This is a genomic window from Mucilaginibacter sp. Bleaf8 (genome assembly GCF_018390515.1).
Taxonomy (GTDB): Bacteria; Bacteroidota; Bacteroidia; order Sphingobacteriales; family Sphingobacteriaceae; genus Mucilaginibacter.
The window spans coordinates 893,457-911,939 of sequence record NZ_JAHBBK010000002.1 but is presented as its reverse complement, the minus strand read 5'-3'; the positions used below and the strand labels follow the sequence as shown (position 1 = coordinate 911,939).

At 43.4% G+C, this 18,483-nt stretch carries 19 protein-coding genes and 1 tRNA gene; 13 read left to right on the top strand and 7 right to left on the bottom strand.

Annotated features, from left to right (window positions below):
* Nucleotides 1-134 precede the first annotated feature (134 nt).
* Nucleotides 135-1,274 (top strand): restriction endonuclease, encoded by a 1,140-nt coding sequence (locus tag KHS38_RS12950; protein ID WP_213488962.1) that lies wholly within the window; start codon nucleotides 135-137, stop codon nucleotides 1,272-1,274.
* Nucleotide 1,275: 1 nt separating this feature from the next.
* Here the strand turns inward: KHS38_RS12950 and KHS38_RS12945 are convergent, their stop codons facing one another.
* Entirely contained in the window at nucleotides 1,276-1,629 is a 354-nt protein-coding gene (locus KHS38_RS12945) for a hypothetical protein (protein WP_213488961.1), read from the bottom strand.
* Nucleotides 1,630-1,689: 60 nt separating this feature from the next.
* Here KHS38_RS12945 and KHS38_RS12940 point away from each other — a divergent pair, with 60 nt between their 5' ends.
* Complete coding sequence (locus KHS38_RS12940; protein ID WP_213488960.1) at nucleotides 1,690-1,866, top strand: hypothetical protein; 177 nt, start codon at nucleotides 1,690-1,692, stop codon at nucleotides 1,864-1,866.
* Here KHS38_RS12940 and KHS38_RS12935 read toward each other — a convergent pair.
* The gene (locus KHS38_RS12935; protein ID WP_213488959.1) at nucleotides 1,860-2,654 is read right to left on the bottom strand and encodes a DUF2971 domain-containing protein; all 795 of its coding nucleotides are present in this window, start codon (nucleotides 2,652-2,654) and stop codon (nucleotides 1,860-1,862) included. The genes KHS38_RS12940 and KHS38_RS12935 overlap by 7 nt on opposite strands.
* Nucleotides 2,655-2,712: 58 nt before the next feature.
* On the opposite strand from KHS38_RS12935, the gene KHS38_RS12930 reads away from it, so the two are divergent.
* The 3 genes from KHS38_RS12930 to KHS38_RS12920 are packed head-to-tail and all read left to right on the top strand — an operon-like array spanning nucleotide 2,713 to nucleotide 5,299.
* On the top strand, nucleotides 2,713-3,648 hold the full coding sequence (locus KHS38_RS12930; RefSeq protein WP_213488958.1) for a hypothetical protein: 936 nt from the start codon (nucleotides 2,713-2,715) through the stop codon (nucleotides 3,646-3,648).
* Between the two features lie 34 nt (nucleotides 3,649-3,682).
* Entirely contained in the window at nucleotides 3,683-4,651 is a 969-nt protein-coding gene (locus KHS38_RS12925; RefSeq protein ID WP_213488957.1) for a hypothetical protein, read from the top strand.
* A 21-nt stretch (nucleotides 4,652-4,672) separates the two neighbouring features.
* On the top strand, nucleotides 4,673-5,299 hold the full coding sequence (locus KHS38_RS12920; RefSeq protein ID WP_213488956.1) for a hypothetical protein: 627 nt from the start codon (nucleotides 4,673-4,675) through the stop codon (nucleotides 5,297-5,299).
* Between the two features lie 291 nt (nucleotides 5,300-5,590).
* Here KHS38_RS12920 and KHS38_RS12915 read toward each other — a convergent pair whose 3' ends face one another.
* Nucleotides 5,591-7,093 carry an ATP-binding protein gene (locus KHS38_RS12915; RefSeq protein WP_213488955.1) on the bottom strand — a complete coding sequence of 501 codons (1,503 nt, stop codon included), beginning with the start codon at nucleotides 7,091-7,093 and terminating at the stop codon, nucleotides 5,591-5,593.
* Nucleotides 7,094-7,246: 153 nt separating this feature from the next.
* On the opposite strand from KHS38_RS12915, the gene KHS38_RS12910 reads away from it, so the two are divergent.
* Entirely contained in the window at nucleotides 7,247-7,519 is a 273-nt protein-coding gene (locus KHS38_RS12910; protein WP_213488954.1) for a hypothetical protein, read from the top strand.
* A gap of 208 nt (nucleotides 7,520-7,727) precedes the next feature.
* Here the strand turns inward: KHS38_RS12910 and KHS38_RS12905 are convergent, their stop codons facing one another.
* Together KHS38_RS12905 and KHS38_RS12900 are read right to left on the bottom strand one after the other, a co-directional pair.
* Nucleotides 7,728-8,951: a site-specific integrase gene (locus tag KHS38_RS12905; RefSeq protein WP_213488953.1), complete on the bottom strand. Its 1,224-nt coding sequence runs from the start codon at nucleotides 8,949-8,951 to the stop codon at nucleotides 7,728-7,730.
* Nucleotides 8,952-9,246: 295 nt separating this feature from the next.
* A tRNA-Ile gene (locus KHS38_RS12900) sits at nucleotides 9,247-9,320 on the bottom strand.
* 69 nt (nucleotides 9,321-9,389) lie between these two features.
* Here KHS38_RS12900 and KHS38_RS12895 point away from each other — a divergent pair.
* The gene (locus tag KHS38_RS12895) at nucleotides 9,390-10,022 is read left to right on the top strand and encodes an HAD family hydrolase (RefSeq protein ID WP_213488952.1); all 633 of its coding nucleotides are present in this window, start codon (nucleotides 9,390-9,392) and stop codon (nucleotides 10,020-10,022) included.
* A 72-nt stretch (nucleotides 10,023-10,094) separates the two neighbouring features.
* On the opposite strand, the gene KHS38_RS12890 is transcribed toward KHS38_RS12895, so the two are convergent.
* Both KHS38_RS12890 and KHS38_RS12885 read right to left on the bottom strand, forming a co-directional pair.
* Nucleotides 10,095-11,207: an SGNH/GDSL hydrolase family protein gene (locus tag KHS38_RS12890; RefSeq protein ID WP_213488951.1), complete on the bottom strand. Its 1,113-nt coding sequence runs from the start codon at nucleotides 11,205-11,207 to the stop codon at nucleotides 10,095-10,097.
* Nucleotides 11,208-11,367: 160 nt separating this feature from the next.
* The gene (locus KHS38_RS12885) at nucleotides 11,368-12,573 is read right to left on the bottom strand and encodes a proline dehydrogenase family protein (protein WP_213488950.1); all 1,206 of its coding nucleotides are present in this window, start codon (nucleotides 12,571-12,573) and stop codon (nucleotides 11,368-11,370) included.
* Between the two features lie 68 nt (nucleotides 12,574-12,641).
* Between KHS38_RS12885 and KHS38_RS12880 the strand changes: the two genes are divergently transcribed.
* The 6 genes from KHS38_RS12880 (at nucleotide 12,642) to aroA (ending at nucleotide 18,434) form a co-directional block, all read left to right on the top strand.
* A complete protein-coding gene (locus KHS38_RS12880; protein WP_213488949.1) occupies nucleotides 12,642-12,848 on the top strand; it encodes an RNA-binding S4 domain-containing protein in 207 nt (68 codons plus the stop codon).
* Between the two features lie 2 nt (nucleotides 12,849-12,850).
* A complete protein-coding gene (aroB, locus tag KHS38_RS12875) occupies nucleotides 12,851-13,918 on the top strand; it encodes a 3-dehydroquinate synthase (protein WP_213488948.1) in 1,068 nt (355 codons plus the stop codon).
* Between the two features lie 62 nt (nucleotides 13,919-13,980).
* Nucleotides 13,981-14,835, top strand: coding sequence for a PH domain-containing protein (locus KHS38_RS12870; RefSeq protein WP_213488947.1), 855 nt, complete (start codon nucleotides 13,981-13,983; stop codon nucleotides 14,833-14,835).
* A 215-nt stretch (nucleotides 14,836-15,050) separates the two neighbouring features.
* Nucleotides 15,051-15,887 carry a prephenate dehydratase gene (locus KHS38_RS12865; RefSeq protein WP_213488946.1) on the top strand — a complete coding sequence of 279 codons (837 nt, stop codon included), beginning with the start codon at nucleotides 15,051-15,053 and terminating at the stop codon, nucleotides 15,885-15,887.
* A 105-nt stretch (nucleotides 15,888-15,992) separates the two neighbouring features.
* The gene (locus KHS38_RS12860) at nucleotides 15,993-17,123 is read left to right on the top strand and encodes a chorismate mutase (protein ID WP_213488945.1); all 1,131 of its coding nucleotides are present in this window, start codon (nucleotides 15,993-15,995) and stop codon (nucleotides 17,121-17,123) included.
* A gap of 6 nt (nucleotides 17,124-17,129) precedes the next feature.
* Nucleotides 17,130-18,434: a 3-phosphoshikimate 1-carboxyvinyltransferase gene (gene aroA / locus KHS38_RS12855; RefSeq protein WP_213488944.1), complete on the top strand. Its 1,305-nt coding sequence runs from the start codon at nucleotides 17,130-17,132 to the stop codon at nucleotides 18,432-18,434.
* The last annotated feature ends 49 nt before the right edge of the window (nucleotides 18,435-18,483 follow it).

Below are 18,483 nucleotides of genomic sequence, written 5' to 3'. Positions count from 1 at the left end.
GAAAATATTAAACCATCACATGAAAAAAATAATCTCGGTATTACTTCATAAACAAAAGAATGATTCCTGGTTGGTCTATATGACTCACCAACCACAATTCGATAAATTTCTGGACGAATAATTAATCAGTAATCATGGCGCCGGACATTATTAACAGTACAGAATTTAAAGAACTGATCAAAATTTCCCGTTCGCGGGAGCTTCATGAGTTGTCTCAGCAGCGCTTTTACGGGCATGTGATCGTTTATGGCGATCCTGGTATCGGCAAGACGGCTTTATTGGAAGCTTTTAAGGAAACAAACCCGGTGGGCTATCTCTCGATAACGATGTTGCGGGGTTATGAAATCGAAGGAGACGAATCATTATTGTCGCCGTGGTTATTATCGCAATTAAGGAGACCTAACATCAATGCTTTTCCAGAGCTACTCATTATTGATGATTTTGATCAGATCCTTTCAAAATCCATTCGGGAGAAAGTCGCAACGCTGCTTAAGGAAGGTCGCAAATGGGGTTTTCGAGTGATTCTATCCGCGAGAAAGCAGATCAATGAAAAAGTATTTGAAGCGAACGCGCACAGGCTACGGCTGCGTGGTTTGAATGAAACGGACGTTCGCCGACTGGCCGACTTTTTTGGGGAACGGTCCGACAAACATCCGGACTTGATCATGACCGTACGGGATATGCTGAGTGAACATCAAGGTAACCCAGCTTTGATCATATCCCATTTAATGATGCTGGTTACTCCGGATGAATTTGCCTATCGTAACCCGCAAATCATCGAAGAATTGGAGCGTCCGAAACTTACAGTTGAGGAAACGCCACAAATCATTACAGATTTAAGGTTTGTTAACCGACGCATATTGGACCACATCGGGCGCAGAGCAACAGAAGTTTACAACCTAACTCCGCGACAGTTTGAAGAATTGGTTGCTGAACTATTTGATGAACGGGGTTACAAAGTGCAGATCACCCAACAGACCCGCGATGGCGGAAAAGAATTAATAATACTCGATCACCGTGAAGTTGGCAATTTTATGATCTATGCCGAATGTAAACGCTATGCACCGGACCGGCCTGTTGGCGTTAGTGTTGTCAGTGATCTGATCGGCCGCATGAATGCTGATCGTGCAACTGCTGGCATGGTCGTAACTAGTTCGTATTTTTCACCGGATGCCCAGGTATTTCAATCTAAATTCGAACACCAAATGAGCCTGATCGACTTTGTAAAATTAAGCACCATGATCGAGACAGCACCCCCGAAAATCATCACTTAGACTAATACACCTTTTTGATGACTGACATTGCTTTGTCGTGTGCGGCTTTAACTGTTTCAAATTCCTCGTTGAAGAAGTAGAACAAAGCGATTGGGTATTGGGGTAATTCAAGAAAGATGAAGTCGTCTAAAGTGTGAAAGAAATGAAAGCCTTTGTTTGTCGTTTTGAATACGACCAATGAGTTCAGGTGCTGGTATTTCTTCGCTATTGATAAACGACGAAGAGAACGTCTGATCGCTGATAGAACTTGAAATGGAGAGTAATCTTTGTTGGGTAGTAACATATATAGCGGAAAGTAGATATCGAAACCAGCCGTGTCGACATTAAAGCGCTGACCCATGACGGCGACTGGCATTACTTTGAGATTAAAACGGCCAGTCCGAAACGCAATATCCGCGACGCACTCGGGCAAGTCATGGAATACGCCTACTACCCCGGAAAGGAAAGAGCCAAACAACTCATCATCGTCGGTGACCGCCAACCCGAACCCGATGCCTTAACCTATCTGGCCTACCTGCGTGACCGCTTCGACATCCCGGTTACTTACCGCTATTTTGATTGGGATACCTTAGAACTTTCCGAAGATCAATAAGATATTTTAGTGTACGGATAAATGTTCAATTCGAATCTTTCGAGGCTAGTATGGGCGGTTAAGATTTTCGCACCCGGCGCATGCTTTTCAACCGCATCGCAAATTGCGGCTTGCTGATCTACCGGCATATTGCAACCGATAATCACTTCTTTGATTGCCTCTTTGGGTATCGTCCAGGCCTTATTGGCCGAATTGGCTTTCGTTAACCGATACTCATCTTCATAGCCCCAATGCTTAGACTTCGTGTTCATATGACGTATAAGCGCAGGGACATCGCCTTCAAAAAGCGGAATAAAAGGGAAAACATCATCGTAAATCACCGGCCCAAGCGTACCACCAATAGCCTGATATAACATTTCAGTATCCAGCCCAATGCAAAAGCCTTTGTGGCAATTCGCATAATGTGCCCACATTAATAAATTATCCCGTTTCGTGGTTAAAGACAAAATACCGAAGGTAGTGTGTAAATTCTTCTTAGTTTCTTCATGTACCTCTTTCCAATAATCGCCGCTGGCAAACACACCCGAGGATTGACGTTGAAAGGCCATTTGATGCAATTCAGTATCCGTCTTATCCGGGTATTCTCGTTTACCAACTTCCATCATTTTCAAAAAGATGTTGTCTTCTGTTAATTCTGCCGGGTCATAGCGAAAAGGCAAGGATGCATCGAACGGATCATTCAAATTAGCAGGCGAAGCTAAAAACACCTGTTGCTCGGTGATTATTTTTTGGTGATAAGGCTCAGACCATATCCGGTACTTATAGAGCGTGGCAGGCATTTCAGACATGTCGATAAAGTTTAGACAAAAATACATTGAAGTCATCTAATTTTACGGAATGAATTTAATGAGCTGGAAACAAACCTATCACCCCGTTTATACTGAAGCCAACTGGAAAGAGCAATTGCGCCCATTGACCATTTTTTCACATATTGCCCATATCCATACCGCCATCCGCATCTTGCAAGATGGCAAATGCAAAGCCGGGTTGGTGTTTGATGACGAAAGCCGGTTATACAGCAGCCGCACACTCGTGAATTGGCTTTCACCCAATCGCTGGCATAATGGCTCCCGCTATGGCAATGTTGTCTTTGAAGTTTCTTTTGAAAAAATAAGCAATGTTCAATATTACTATTGGGTTGAAACCCGCGACTACAATGCGGTCGCGCACCGCTTTTTGCTGACAGATCTGGAACATCCCGAATTAAAGCTTTATGACCCGGCGGTCGATAATGGCCCCTGGCGCTATGATGCAATGACAAAAACTCATTATTGGGATAGTCAGACTACAGTAGAATTTATGCTGGAAGCGGATATCCCCGTAGCGACATTTGACCGCATCGATACCTGCCATCATCATAAAGATCAATGCTGCATAGATACGGCCAATTGTGACGACAAAAACACCGATAGCCAGGATGCTGCCGCGCAATTCATTGCCAAGGTCATCGCATCTGATGCACCGATACTCAGCAGGCATTTCACCACCCAGTTGGCTGAAGGCCAATATCCGGCTAATATATTAGTCAGTGCTACGGGTAGATTTAAGGCGGTGATTGATTGTGCGCCCCCGGCGGCATTTGCTTGGCTGTCCGGTTTAGATGATAGGGCGCACTGGTATGTCAAAGCGGCATTGCACGCTTTGGAACCTTATAAATCTGACGGGTTTAACACATTTTCGCAGGCGTTTAATACCCCGGCCGATGCCATTAATGCTTTTGCTTTGACCATGGCTAAGAAATTTGAGTTAACTGATGCCAGATCGCTTGGCTATAAAGATTAACATTTCCTTAAGAATTTAGGTTATTTTTAAATTTATGAAAAGCTATTTCGGTGCCGGTAAAGTTTGCTTGTATATTGATCAGTTCGCGGCCAGTAATTTATTTGACGAACAACCGAATGCATTATGGGCGGAAATAGCGACGCTAATTGAAGCCCGGTTTGCCGAAGGTAAGCTTATTTGCCCGGTGCCGACCGAACACTTTTTAGAATCCGCAAATAAGACCCAGGAACGCGCGGCTAAAGTAGATCGTAAGCTGCATGAACTCGGCCAGGGCCTGGCTTTCCTGCCGGAAGCAGCCATTACTGCTAATTACATGATCGCGCTATTGCGCCATCAGCCAATCAACCAGGATACCTTTTGTATACCATTGAAACATCAAGCAACGATCAGCCGCGATGGGGCTTTCGCGGGCTTCAAAGCGCAGCATCAAGACCTGAATGCTAAAGTGACCGAAGCCGCTGCCGGCGCCAATGACCTGCGGACGATCCTCGCCGAAAAGCGCTTTCCCCGGTCGGTAATGGAACCGATGTATCTGGCCAGTCGCTGGATGCAGGTATTGCCTTTCAAAGACCGATTGACTGAATTATTGACCGTAGGCCACCTCATCAGCCGTGGCGTTGAATTTGAAAGCGGACCTGTGATCGATTGGGTGGACCTGGTTTTTCAACTCTTGCTCTGGCAGCATAAAATGAACACGGCCGAAGCCGTGGAGCTTTTAAAGATCGTTACGGAAACCGGGTTTGATCAGATACCGCCCTTGGATATCCGCATCAGCCTAACTGCCAACCTGGCCATCGAGCATAAAAAAGAAACGATCAACGACCAGATCGATATTATGCGCCTGGCGACTGGCTTACCTGCCGCTGACTTGGTATTTACAGATAAACAGCGAAAATTCGAACTTGAACAAACGGGTTTAGCAAAGAAATATCAAGCCGAAATATTTTCCGGTACGACGGTTGATCTTCAATTACTTATAGAACGTTTACGTACTTTTTCTTAAAGATTTAGGTTATTTTTGCATATGGGCAGAAGCGGTACCGGCGCGGCGACTACCAAAGGCAGTCACCGCATCGAATTAACTTATTTATTGAAGCAAGGGCTGATCCAAAAAGGCAAGCAGATCAATGGCTCCTTGAGTTGGGAAAGCCGCGGAGAAAAAACCGGTGAGATACGAATAGACAGCGACTACCGGCCCGGTGAAGGCGGGCATTTGCGCCTGCGCTATCGCCTGACTACTGGTGGCCAGGATTATGATTATGACTACAGTATTGAATTAGTAGAACAAGCCAGCAACTTAGGTAAGGGCGCCGTGCTCTATATGGTTTGCCCGGAAAGCGGCAAACGTTGCCGCATCCTTTACCGCGCTTATAGCAGCCACCGCTGGAAAGCCCGCGACGCCTATCAGAACCGTATTTATTATCCTATCCAACTCAGTTCCAAAATGAACCGCTATAATGATCGCTATTGGGAACTGGAAAAGCAACTGGAAGCCGAATACAGCAAAAGACTCAACAGCGGTTATAAAGGCAAACCCACCAAACGTATGATCCGGCGCGGCGAACTGGAAGACCGGCAACAATTGATGGACCTTTTGCGCTGGGGGCCGATGGCCATGCCGCTTAATCTGCGCCGCGCGGTGTTCAAATAAAAGTAATTGTTCATGAAACATGAACAGCGCAATTACTTGAACACTCGGTTCGCGACACGTTGTCGCGAATCCTGTCGCGAATGCCGATTTTTTTGCGCGCGCGATGCGCATTCGCGACAAAAACCGATGCGCGTTGTCGCGAATAGCATTTTTTTTATTATTTGCGCGCGCATTCGCGACAAGCTGTCGCGAATCTTGTCGCGAATGGTATTTTTTCAATGATTTGCGCGCTCATTCGCGACACGCTGTCGCGAATGTTTCTTATTGAAATGCGCCAAAACTCGCGAACTTTTACTTTTGTTCGTCAGATTTAATCGGAACTGCTTTGTAAACCGTATTCTTACTACCACCTTCTTTAACGATAAGACTCAAGTCTACTAATCGTTTTATTTGTCGTTCAGCCGACTTGCGCAGAAGTCCAAATTCTTTTTCGTAATCTGAACGGCTCACACTACCCGAAGCTTTTATAAATTCATAGCCCTTAATTTCTTCCTCAGTTAATGACTTAATACCCGGCGCTGCAGAAACCGATTTAACAGCCTCCATATTACGTGGGAAGGTTAACGTCAAAAAAGGATCATTGTAAGTATATTCTGGTAACGGAAGATCGTAGGTGCTGTTTAAAGATTTCAGCGACTGCATACCAAAACCTTTTTCTTCGACATAATCCATTTTACCAAAAACATAAGTAATAATTGGGTTTCGGGAAATAGATGGTGCGCTAAATGTATTGAGTTGATCCAACGTAATCACCGGCAGAGGGCCACCAGGGCTTTTCACTACAATTTTTTCAGAATCAATTTCCAAATAAGCTTTAGCACCTTCTATATTATAATCACGATGCACGATAGCATTGATCACCGCTTCACGCAATACCTCAATCGGAAAATCCATAATATCGGCACGCTTAAAGCTGCTGGTGTCTTTATAAACCGGTAACACTTTTTTCAACCAGGCTTCTATTTGCTCGGGGATCAAAACTAATGGGCCATCGAAGTCGGTTTGTTCTACTCGGCCATCTGGGTATTTGATATGAGCGTGTAGGGAAGCTTGCTTATATAATAAGCGCGGTTCGAAACCAAAAAGCAAGATACCTGCCATGGTCGCACGCGGCTCATCTGTACCAGAGTCTTTAACTAATGCGCCTAAATCTATCAGATATTGCTGAAAAGACTGATCTTCAATTCGATAGTTTAATCTGGCATCGATAATAAATCGCTGCAACGCTTCCGCCGATAAATCACCGAAACCCTTATTGGCACTTTGCTCCATAGGGCGGCTTTTTTCAGCTGGCGCCGGCGCCGATTTGCGTTCAACAGCCTGATCAAGAAATTCTTTATTGGCTTCACGGATCTGTTTTTGAAGGTCACTGTCAAACATAACTACAGTTGCGCCGCTCTCAATTAAATGTTCGATACCTTTGCCATCAACTGTAGGATCTGGGTCTTCTATTCCAACGTAAACAGTTTTGATTCGTGCCTTCGAAGTGCGTTTGCAACAGGCTACTTTTGGATTACTTCGTTTTACACATGGTTCCAGCGTCGTAAATAAAATGCCCTCATCGAGCTTCATGTGTGCTAATTTTCGTTCTAGCAAAGTGTATTCTGCATGGTCGCCGTCACGAAGTTCTCCACGATAAGCGCGATGGACATCACCATTAGGCATGACCAAAATTGCCCCCACTTGTGGTGGAACCTTACCGTCATCACGGGGTTCATTTTGAGATTTACGCATTTCTTCAATGGCCAGTTCCATGTACGGGCGGGGATTAAATTCTGCTAATGTCTTTGCCATGGTGATGAGTCGTATGGTTTAAAGAATGCAAATGTCGCAAATTTTGGCACAAAAAGCATTAGGCTGTATCAAAGCAGTTTAAAGCAGCGCCCCCTTATACACACAACCAATTTAAAACCGCAGCCTACAATATTTGAATTTGAGAATACTATTATGCACAAAACTTCAAAGATTAGTGCCGATGCTGGAGATATTTTGATGGCAAGAGTTGGTAAAGGTTGTGTTGGGCGAATAGGTCGTGTAAATAAAGGCTCCATTCTATTAACTGATTGCGTATATCGTATAAGAGTGGCTAATGATTATCAAGATATTGTTTGGAATTCACTCAAATCCGAAGATGGGCAGAAATGGCTTGATGCGAATATTCATGGGGTTTGTTCAAAAGTTATCAGATGTCATGCCCAAAGGGTTATCAGCGACAAGTAGAACCGCTATTATAGCGTCCAAGCTGCTAATAATTAATCCTTCGTTCGGCAGCGGTCGAGTTAATTGCTGTTGAAGCACAACTATAATATAAAAATGGCTAACAATTGATAACTATTTATTATCTACATACTTTTACTTGTATAAAAAGGCTTTGCAAACCCAAAGCCTTTTTAGAACTGATTGACAGATGGAATTGTTGTATCTCTGATTATTGTAATAATTTGCTTTGAAGCATTTTCATATCTTCTTTCAACTTTCGTTCGACCACCTTAGCGTAGATTTGCGTAGTTGTAATTTTGGTATGCCCCAAAATCTTGCTTACCGTTTCGATAGGTACACCGTTAGATAAGGTGACAGTAGTTGCAAAAGTATGCCTTGCTATATGAAAGGTTACATTCTTTATAATGTCACACCGGTCGGCTATCTCTTTAAGATAGCTATTTACTTTTTGATTAGATATTCTGGGGAATACTCGGCCGTCATATAAAGCGCGCTCATTGTCTTTGTATTTATCTAAAATGGCTAAAGCTTTTGGCAGCAATGGTACTATTACGGGTATCAGTGTCTTTTCCCTGCATGTCCTGATCCATCGGTCACCATCAGCGCCGGTCACTATATGTTCTGGTTCGAGGTTGCTGACATCAACATAGGAAAGACCTGTATAGCAGCAAAAGACAAACATATCCCTAACCATATCCAAACGCTCAATACCAAACTTTTTTTCCTCAATAGCTTTGAGTTCCAGTTCCGATAGTTGCTCGCGGTTCACCTTTTGAATCTTCAATTTGTAAGTAGCAAAGGGATCATTATTGATCCACTGTAAATTGAGCGCAAGATTTACCATTTTCTTCAGGCGGATGATGTGCTTCATTACGCCATTATTATTAAGCGGCTTTTGGTGATCTTTCGGTTTATGATTACGCAGGAAAACTTCGAAATCTTTGACAAATTTATAGTCCAGTTGATGCAGGTAAATATCACTGGCGTTATACTGTTGCTTCAGAAACTTTATTAGGTAACGCTGAGTCACATAATAATGCTTTAAGGTGCTCCACTTTAGATCAGTGGTAGATGATTCATTATGGTAAGCAAAAAGGTGGCTCATAGTGTAGACTTCCTGTTCTGCTCCGAGGTATAGATCTTTAACCGCCTTTGCGGAAAGCATTTTCCTTTTTAACTGTAACTCCTTATAGCTGCTACCGATGGCCAGGCGAACTTCCTCCAGGTAATTATTAATGGATTTAATTTCATCCTTATTCCCCTTTGCAGCCCCTTTGCCGCTGTCCCAATTTTTGGGATCAACATTTTGTTTCAAGGCGATGTAGGCACGCTGACGGTTTACAGTAACGCATGCGTAGATAGGTTCTTTTCCGTCTTTGGCTTTATCCGGACGGGTGGTAAAATGGATACCGAACGACTGTGATGTTTGCATAAAATTTAACTTTTGAGTTTTAATGTTTCATACTTCATCCTATTTTTTGAGGTAACACACAGGTAACACAAACACCATTAAAAACAACTGGCTTGAACAACTTTTTTTACTGTAACTAAATGACATTCAACCGCTTGAAGCGGTTTGTGTTACCTAAGTTAAAAACAAAAAACAGGTAGTCGGATAGGTAACGAGAAAGGCGGTTTTACAAAGGGCTACAAAGGGGATAATTAATGAAAAAACCCCTTAAACCAGCGGTTTAAGGGGTTCTGGCAGTTGTTACTACCTTGATTTGTGCGCCCACCTGGGCTCGAACCAGGGACCAAAAGATTATGAGTCTTCTACTCTAACCGACTGAGCTATAGGCGCAGCTCTGTGTTTGTGGATTTGCTTTCCGTGTGCAAATTTAGATATTTGCCGCAAATAGGCAAATACAATATGCAAAATATTAAAAATATCATCTTCGATTATGGCAATGTGATTTTCCAAATCGATTTTGAACGTGTGCAGCAGTCATTTAAACAATTGGGCATCAGCAATGTGGAGAAATTCTTCGGGCATCGTCAGCAAGATCCGGTTTTTGATGCTTTTGACCGCGGGCAGATTAGTTCTGCTGAATTCAGGGACAAGATTCGCGAAAAAGCCGGTAATCCTGCACTTACTGATGACCAGATTGACCATGCGTGGAATAGTATCCTGGTAGGTATTGCGGAAGGCACGCATGAGCTGTTATTGCAACTCAAGCATAAATACCGGACTTTCTTACTCAGCAACATTAACGATATCCATTATAATTTTATCCTGAAGTATCTAAAATCCGAATTCGGTTTTGATAACAATGATCATCTGTTTGAAAAGCTTTATTACTCACATTTAACTGGCAAACGCAAGCCAGAGATTGCCATATTTGAGCAAGTGCTGAATGAAAATAAACTAAATGCCTCAGAAACACTGTTTATTGATGACAGTCCGCAACATTTGGCGGCAGCCCAAAGTTTAGGTATACAGACTTTTTTGATGAAGACACCTGATACTATTCAGACCTTTGTAGAACGTGAAGGCTTGTTGTAAAATAATTTATCAATAGAAAAGCTATGTTCCTTAATCACAAACATGGCTTTCTTAAACTCAAATCAGGCTTGACTATTTTGTAAGTAACTTTCTAAAAAATGGTTTAAGCTGCTGTGCAAGTATCTCATGGTCTTCAACACTGGGATGCCCAGCACAGCCATGTGGTTCCATCGGCTCAAAAAAGAAGGTAGCAACCGGATGGGCTAACGGATATTGCGCTTCTACCCTACGCTTAATGGAAATAAGGCAGTCCTGCAGTAACGTGCGATCATGTCCTTTCACCATAGGGCTGCTTAACAACGCAATGCGCGCATTAGGGTATTTAGCTTTTATTTGCTGAATAAATTTCACATAGCTATTAATAAACATCGTGGAATCAAAAGGCTTGCGAGGATTTTTTCCATCACCCGTGCTAAGGTCATTAGTCCCCAAGGCTATGCTAACTACTTTTGGGGTAAACGTTTTGAAATCCCATAGCCTTGTGCCTTTGTTCTGAAAGTCTGTTTTTTCATATACCTGCGGCATCGATGGCCCGTCCAGGTTCCAGGTGCGGTAAACACCAATGCCACTTACACTGCTCAGCACGTAGTTGGCACCAAGCAAACGGGCCACCCGTGGGCCGTAAGCCATATAGGCATTGTGATGGTCCTGATAGTCGCCCTGACCGCAAGGTATCTCGGAGTCATCCGCCGCAGCTCCGCAGGTAATGCTGTTACCTATAAATTCTATCAGCGGTGCTTTACTAACTGGTATAGCTTTTAAATTATGCCCTTTGATACTTGCGATATAAATCGGGCCTGTATGTGCCTCGGTGGCCTTATATACCCAAACCTTATGGTTTTCTGCCGAAGCCCCTTCAATCACTATTGGCACCGTGGCTTTATTGTCTATCTTGACACGTTTCTGGTAAACACCATCCAGCTCATATTGTAAATAACCATGGCTATATGATGCAGGTACAGATGCCATTACGGTACAGCTTTTTTCGGTAAACTTAAACCCAAAATGCGCTGCCGAACTGATAAGTTCCAGTTCTTTCTTGTCATTTAATGCATACCGGCCGAGCGGCTTAAGTTCGGCTCCCGTTAGCTTGCCATCCGCTGATTTTCTACTATGCTGGCAAACGCCAACCGATGAAATTCCGATTAGTAACCACGAAAAGTAAAATTTAAGTTTGGTATTCATAATTGGTAATAGAATCATCAAACATAGTAAACAATAAACCACCAAGTTTAAAGGGTTGAATATTCAGTATACTTTGCAAAAAAAGTATCATAGTTTAGAAAAGCCCGTGTAATAAAACAAAAAATCCCCGGCTTTACAGCCGGGGATCAAACAACATCTTTTATATCTTCCTTCTCTTCTTTTCTTTTAAAATCAAGCTCAGCTCGCGGCTCATTTGCCCTGCTATTGCGGTATTTTCTTGCGCCCTGCGGAACAGGTACGGAAGCACTGCTTTTACCGGACCATAAGGCACATACTTAACCACATTATAACCAGCATTAGCCAGGTTGAAGCTCAGGTTATCGCTCATGCCCAACAACTGCGAAAAATAAACATGGGGGTGGTTATGTGGTATATTCAGCTGGTTCAATAAATCAGCTAATAGCTGGCAGCTATTTTCGTTGTGTGTACCAGCCACCAGCGCAATACGTTCAGTATGCTGAACGCAAAAGCGCAAACCTTCGTTATAATCTCGATCGCTCGATTGCTTATCGGGTTGTATTGGCGACGGATAACCCATTTCCTGCGCACGCTTGCGTTCTTTTTCCATGTAGGCACCGCGTACCAGTTTAGCGCCTAAAATAAAGCCCTTAGCTGTAGCTACTTCAAAGTCCTGCTTTAAATCGGCCAGCTTGTCATGGCGGTATATCTGGTACGTGTTATATACAATACCTTTGTATTGATTAAAACGTTCCATCATATCCAGCGCCAGCTTATCCAAAGTTTTCTGTATCCAGCTTTCTTCCGCATCAATCATTACCGGTACACCTACCTGGTAGGCTTTCTGGCAAATATCAAGCACACGGGCTTGTACTTTCTGCCACTCCTGCTCTTCAGCTGCGGTTAAGGGCATGCCTGCATCCAGCTTTTCGAGCAGACCGAAACGGCCAACGCCCGTTACTTTAAACACCGTGATCGGCACTGCAGCATCCCCGGTGGCACGCTCAATGGTGCGGATGATTTCATCGCGGGTATCATCAAACACTTTTTCGTCTTCTTCGCCTTCTACCGAATAGTCCAGAATAGTACCTACGCCGGCCGACGCCAGGTTTTTGATAGTAGCATCGCACTCGGCAATACTTTCACCACCGCAAAACTGTTTAAAAATGGTGGCTTTAATTATGCCTTTAATAGGCAGGCCTATATTCATGGCAAAGTTGGTCATACCCGGACCTATCTTTACCAGAAAATTATTGTTGATAGCTTTAAATAACCAGTAAGCACGCTGCAAATCGGCGTTGGATGCATGACGAAATGCTACTTCGGTATTTTCAAATGATAGTACTCCCCTTTCGGGAGCAGGAGCAGAATTCTCGTTGGATAACATACTGCAAATTTAGAAAATGCAATCTATATACCCCATTTTTAATACAATAGTTTATTTTTGCCAGCACCATGATTGAATTTAAACTCGAAGGCGAATATATTCCGCTTATACAGCTGCTTAAAGCTACCAACCTGGTACAAACTGGAGGCGAGGCACAGATCGTTGTATCTGAAGGCGACGTGAAGTATAACGGCCAGGTTGACTACCGCAAACGCCTTAAAGTAAAAAAAGGTGATGTAGTAGAGTTTAACAACCAGAAGATTGTGGTGATATGAATATGGATACTTTACATTGCATCGATTACCCTGTATACTTTAACGACACGCTTACCGAATTAGTTAACTTCATTGAGCAGGGTAAATATTCGCGTTTCTTTATATTAACGGATGAGCATACCAGCGAGCATTGCTTGCCGCTGCTGCAAAGCCGGTTACAGCATTTAGACGGCAAATACGACATCATTGAAGTAAACGCCGGTGAAGAAAGCAAAAATATTGATTTTTGCTGCGGCATCTGGAAGATGCTGATCGACTTTTCGGCCGACCGCCACAGTTTACTTATTAACCTTGGTGGCGGCGTTATTGGCGATATGGGCGGCTTTGCTGCCTCTACCTTTAAACGCGGTATTGATTTTGTACAGGTACCCACTACCCTGTTATCACAAGTAGATGCGTCTGTAGGTGGTAAAACAGGTATCGATTTTGATAACCTGAAAAATATCATAGGTACCTTTACCTCACCGAAAGCGGTATTTATTGAGCACGGATTTTTAACTACACTTCCTGAAAGGCAGATACTCTCAGGCTATGCAGAAATGCTGAAACATGGCCTTATTGCAGATGCTGAGTACTGGAATGCTTTAAAAGCTCAGGGAAGCCATTTAACTTTGCCTTCAGCCGAACTGATTTACCGTTCGGTAGCCATTAAAAATAAAGTGGTGCTGGCCGATCCGTTTGAGAAAGGCTACCGCAAATGCCTGAACTTTGGCCACACTATTGGACATGCCGTAGAAACCTACTCCCTTCAAAATGATGAAAACCATTTGACACACGGCGAGGCCGTGGCCATAGGTATGATTTGCGAGGCTTGGTTATCACACAAAAAATCGGGCTTGAGTGCCGAAGAATTGGATGAGATTGCTACCGTATTAAATAATCTTTACCCTAAATACCACCTGGACGACTCGTGCCACACCGTACTGCACAGCCTTATGAAGGCCGACAAGAAAAATAATGGCAGCGACATTAACTGTACCCTGCTTCACAAAATAGGCGAATGCAGCATTGACCACATTTGCACCGAAGAAGAGTTGTGCGATAGTTTAAGCTATTACAGTAAGTTATAATGCGCTTAGGCCTTCTATGCTCCCTTTAGCATAGAAGGCCATACTAAAAGCACCATGTTGCGATGAAGAAACTGATAACCAAACTGCAATACAAAAACTTTGAACGCGGAGAATTTATCAGTGAACAGTACCGTACACTTGAGGAGACACACGAGCTGATTAAGCAATACCCTTGGGATACGCAGAGGCATTTTACGGATATCGAACCGACCGGGCCATCGGTAACCATTGATCGTGGCCGTGGTGAATACTTGAAAATTGGACTTTACTTCAACCAAAAATTTTGTTTATATCTGTTTAACAGGCATAATAGCTTGTATGAATACCACACTGCTTCCCAACAGGAAGTGTACGACATAGTAACAAAGTTTTTTAGTGATGCTAACCTCGAACCCTCGTTCGAGAAACACTTGATTAGTATTGGCAGTGAAAGCCACTTTAAGAATAAAAACTTTTTATACAGCCTTAATACCGGTCAAATAATAGCCAAGTATATATTACTTTTACTACTTACAGCTTGCATATTATGCTCATTGACGATTGCTACGATTATATTTTTCCCGGCTGGTACTTTACTTTTATTAGCAGGTTATGGTCTCTTTAAGTTCCATAGTCTTTACCTTTCCCATTACCAAAAATCAAAAAATGTAGGTTTGAAATTATCCAGGGGAATTAATGAGTTTACTTATAGTAAGAACGGCGTATCAAAAACGTACAATAAGACTGATATTAAACAGATTGACGTATTCTCGTCAGCAAGTAACACCAAAAATTCAGACTTAATATTCTACCAAATCATTTTCAACGATAGTACTGAGATACGAATATCGGGCCAAGTAATAGCACAGCAAGTGTTTGTACAAAAATTTCCGGGAATGTTATTTCATTATCGTGATAATCTGTTTAAGAAATTTTAACAAAATAACAATTTTTCATTTTTCCTCTTGACAAATTAATTTTAACTCGTAGATTTACCACCGAAGATAAACAATGAAACATAACAGCACTTTTGGTTTTGGTTTTTACTACTTTTACTTTAACAGTAAGAGCCGGGACTGATATGCTTAAACAAGACATATAAACAACAAAAAGTCCCGGCCCAACAGCCGGGACTTTTTTCTTTAACAGGGTTATGGAAAACAAAAAGCCAAGAGTTGCCATACAGGGCATACGCGCCTCTTTTCATGAAGAGGCCGCCTTTAAGTATTTCGGTACAGATATAGAAACCGTTGAGTGCAACTCATTTAAGCAAACTTTTGAGGCCTTGAAAAACAAGCAGGCTGATTATGTGGTAATGGCTATCGAAAATAGTATTGCCGGTAGCATCCTGCCTAATTACTCGCTGCTCATGAGCTACAACTTCCCGATTGTAGGCGAGGTATACCTGCCCATTCAGCTTCATTTCTTAACCCTGCCGGGCGTAAAGTTTGAGGATATTAAATATGTTATCTCCCACCCTATCGCATTGCGCCAGTGTGTGGATTTTATTGATGAGTATCCACAGCTTAAAGTGGTTGAAAGCAACGATACCGCCGCCTGTGCCAAACGTATCCGCGAAGAGCAATTGACCGATACCGCGGCCATAGCCAACTCACTGGCTGCCAAGCTATATGAATTAGATGTTATGGAACGCCGCATCGAATCGAACAAAAAGAATTTTACCCGTTTTCTGATCTTCACTCATCATGAAAACGCTAAAAATCAGCAAAGCAACAAAGCCTCGCTTTGCTTCCAGGTTACTAACGAGGTAGGCTCGTTGGCTAAAGTGCTCAACATATTGGCTGAACAGGAAGTGAATATGAGTAAAATACAGTCAATGCCGGTACTGGGCAAGCGCAACGAGTATAACTTTTATGTTGACATAGAATGGAATAAAGCAGAGCAATATGACAAAGCCATTCGCCAGATACTCAACTATACGCAAAACTTCAACATTTTGGGCGAATATCAACGCAATATTGAAGATTGATTAGTAAGCATTGAATCAATCACAACAATCACCAAACAGCAACTAACTAACAAAAAATAAATATTAACGGGATGTTTAACACCATCCAAACTAACTAAAAACGCTATGAAACTGGATCTTAAAATACAACCGCTGAGCTCTTGGATTACCGCTAAAAAAGAGCCCTTATTAATTGCCGGCCCTTGCAGTGCCGAAACTGAAGAACAACTGGTAGCTACCGCACACCTGCTGGCTAATACCGGCCGCGTAACCGCCCTGCGTGCAGGTATCTGGAAACCGCGTACCCGTCCGGGTGAGTTTGAAGGTATTGGCAGCATTGGCCTTGAATGGTTAAAACGCGCTAAAGCCGAAACAGGCTTACCAACCGCAGTTGAGGTTGCTACCGGCAAACACGTAGAGGAAGCTTTGAAAGCTGGTGTTGATATTTTTTGGGTTGGTGCCCGCTCAACCGTTAACCCTTTTACCGTACAGGAAATTGCCGATGCTTTGCAAGGTGTTGATATTCCGGTGATGGTAAAAAACCCGGTTAACCCTGATTTATCATTATGGATTGGTGCTTTAGAGCGCATTAACCGTGCCGGTATCACCAAACTGGCAGCTATTCATCGTGGTTTCTCTTCATTCGAAAAAACGGCATTCCGTAATGAACCAATGTGGGATCTGGCCATTAACCTGAAAACTCATGCGCCTGAATTACCGATTATTTGCGACCCAAGCCACATTTCGGGTAACCGCGAACTAATTCCTTACGTATCGCAAAAAGCGATGGATTTGGATATGCAAGGCTTAATGATCGAATCGCACATCGATCCGTCAGTTGCTTGGACAGATGCCAAACAACAACTAACCCCTGCCGCATTAAGCGATTTGATTGACCGCTTAACCCTGCGCAAACCGGAAGTTGTAAACAATGAGGTAAAAGATAAACTGGCCGACCTGCGCAGCAATATTGACAAAATTGATGACCTGGTTATCCAAAAGATGGCAGAGCGCATGAAGATTGTTGAGCAGATTGGCAACTACAAAAAAGACAATGGCATCACCATTTTACAGGTAAACCGTTGGGACGAGATTTTGCAAAAACGTACCGATTATGCAAAGGCTTTGAATTTGAGTCCGGAGTTTACCGAAAAACTTTTAGAGCTTATTCACAGCGAATCTATCCGTAAACAAACCGAGATTATGAACCAAGGGCAAGGTGGCGCGCCAGTACAGGAAAAACTGACTCACGCTTAATTGCTCATGTCCGATAATTTAATAATAAGCAGAGCCGGTAAAACTGTTAACGCCACCATACAGCTAACCGGCTCAAAAAGCGAGTGCAACCGGGCGTTGGTTATCGAGGCCCTGAGCCAAGGTAAGGTGCAGGTACAGAATGTGTCCGATGCGGCTGATGCGGTAACATTAGCTGGTATTTTGCGCCATTCATCTGTTGATGAGGTGCAAAATGCCAGCACACTGTCTGCCATAACCAATTCACCTTTTATGGTGACGTCAAACACTGACCGGGAAGTAAATATCGGCCCTGCAGGTACGGCCATGCGTTTCCTGACAGCGTATTTTACGTTACAGCCAGGCGAAGTAATACTAACAGGTACCGAACGCATGAAACAGCGGCCCATAGGCACCCTGGTTGATGCACTGCGCCAGCTTGGCGCCAACATTGGCTACGTAGAAAACGACGGATACCCGCCTCTACTTATCAAAGGCGGCTTTGAACAAGCTACTGATACCATCAACATTAAGGGCGATATCAGCAGCCAATACATAACTGCACTATTGTTGATAGCCGCACGTTTGCCGCAAGGCTTGAACTTGCAAATTGAAGGTGATCTCACTTCGAGACCTTATGTAGAGATGACCTTGAGCATGCTACAGCAGGCCGGTATACAACACACCTGGACGGACAATACTATCAGTATTGCGCCGCAAGAGTTTCGGGAAACCAGTATATGGGTGGAACCTGATTGGAGTGCAGCATCTTACTGGTACGCCGTGGCAGCTTTGGCTGATGAAGCTGAGCTGTTTTTACCGGGACTTACCTCCTACAGTTTGCAGGGCGACAGTGTGATTACCGAGATTATGGCCAATTTTGGCATCACCTCGCAATTTCGCGATGGCGGCGTTTACCTGAAAAAAGAGGTTAAGCCCGTGATCCGCAAAATATTCGATTTGAAATCGTGCCCGGATTTAGCGCAAACCGTCATTGTAGTGTGTGCAGCATTGGGTCATGAAGCTACGTTTACCGGACTTGAAACTTTAAAAATTAAAGAAACAGACCGTATCAAAGCGCTGCAAAATGAACTGGCAAAAATGGGCGTAAAGCTGATTGAAAAAGGACAGGTATACAAAGTAGATTGCAGCGAGCGGTTTATCCCTGAGCGAATCACGATCGCCACTTACGAGGATCACCGCATGGCGATGGCCTTTGCACCACTGGCCTTGCTTATACCCGAGGTAGAGATTGAAGAAGCTCGCGTGGTCGACAAATCATACCCTGCATTTTGGGAAGATTTTAAGAAAGCCGGCTTTGAAGTGAAGGCATAAGCAGAATTAAGAATAGCAACAACTTTTGTCATTGCGGGTTAACCCCTGC

Excerpts from the sequence above, each read along its gene's own strand:
- KHS38_RS12870 (WP_213488947.1), top strand. The coding sequence starts at position 13,981 with ATGAAGAAACTGATAACCAAACTGCAATACAAAAACTTTGAACGCGGA.
- aroA (WP_213488944.1), top strand. The coding sequence starts at position 17,130 with ATGTCCGATAATTTAATAATAAGCAGAGCCGGTAAAACTGTTAACGCC.
- aroB (WP_213488948.1), top strand. The coding sequence starts at position 12,851 with ATGGATACTTTACATTGCATCGATTACCCTGTATACTTTAACGACACG.
- KHS38_RS12930 (WP_213488958.1), top strand. The coding sequence starts at position 2,713 with ATGAGCTGGAAACAAACCTATCACCCCGTTTATACTGAAGCCAACTGG.
- KHS38_RS12935 (WP_213488959.1), bottom strand. The coding sequence starts at position 2,654 with ATGTCTGAAATGCCTGCCACGCTCTATAAGTACCGGATATGGTCTGAG.
- KHS38_RS12895 (WP_213488952.1), top strand. The coding sequence starts at position 9,390 with ATGCAAAATATTAAAAATATCATCTTCGATTATGGCAATGTGATTTTC.
- KHS38_RS12860 (WP_213488945.1), top strand. The coding sequence starts at position 15,993 with ATGAAACTGGATCTTAAAATACAACCGCTGAGCTCTTGGATTACCGCT.
- KHS38_RS12940 (WP_213488960.1), top strand. The coding sequence starts at position 1,690 with ATGGAATACGCCTACTACCCCGGAAAGGAAAGAGCCAAACAACTCATC.
- KHS38_RS12885 (WP_213488950.1), bottom strand. The coding sequence starts at position 12,573 with ATGTTATCCAACGAGAATTCTGCTCCTGCTCCCGAAAGGGGAGTACTA.
- KHS38_RS12905 (WP_213488953.1), bottom strand. The coding sequence starts at position 8,951 with ATGCAAACATCACAGTCGTTCGGTATCCATTTTACCACCCGTCCGGAT.
- KHS38_RS12915 (WP_213488955.1), bottom strand. The coding sequence starts at position 7,093 with ATGGCAAAGACATTAGCAGAATTTAATCCCCGCCCGTACATGGAACTG.
- KHS38_RS12910 (WP_213488954.1), top strand. The coding sequence starts at position 7,247 with ATGCACAAAACTTCAAAGATTAGTGCCGATGCTGGAGATATTTTGATG.
- KHS38_RS12880 (WP_213488949.1), top strand. The coding sequence starts at position 12,642 with ATGATTGAATTTAAACTCGAAGGCGAATATATTCCGCTTATACAGCTG.
- KHS38_RS12925 (WP_213488957.1), top strand. The coding sequence starts at position 3,683 with ATGAAAAGCTATTTCGGTGCCGGTAAAGTTTGCTTGTATATTGATCAG.
- KHS38_RS12865 (WP_213488946.1), top strand. The coding sequence starts at position 15,051 with ATGGAAAACAAAAAGCCAAGAGTTGCCATACAGGGCATACGCGCCTCT.
- KHS38_RS12945 (WP_213488961.1), bottom strand. The coding sequence starts at position 1,629 with ATGCCAGTCGCCGTCATGGGTCAGCGCTTTAATGTCGACACGGCTGGT.
- KHS38_RS12950 (WP_213488962.1), top strand. The coding sequence starts at position 135 with ATGGCGCCGGACATTATTAACAGTACAGAATTTAAAGAACTGATCAAA.
- KHS38_RS12920 (WP_213488956.1), top strand. The coding sequence starts at position 4,673 with ATGGGCAGAAGCGGTACCGGCGCGGCGACTACCAAAGGCAGTCACCGC.
- KHS38_RS12890 (WP_213488951.1), bottom strand. The coding sequence starts at position 11,207 with ATGAATACCAAACTTAAATTTTACTTTTCGTGGTTACTAATCGGAATT.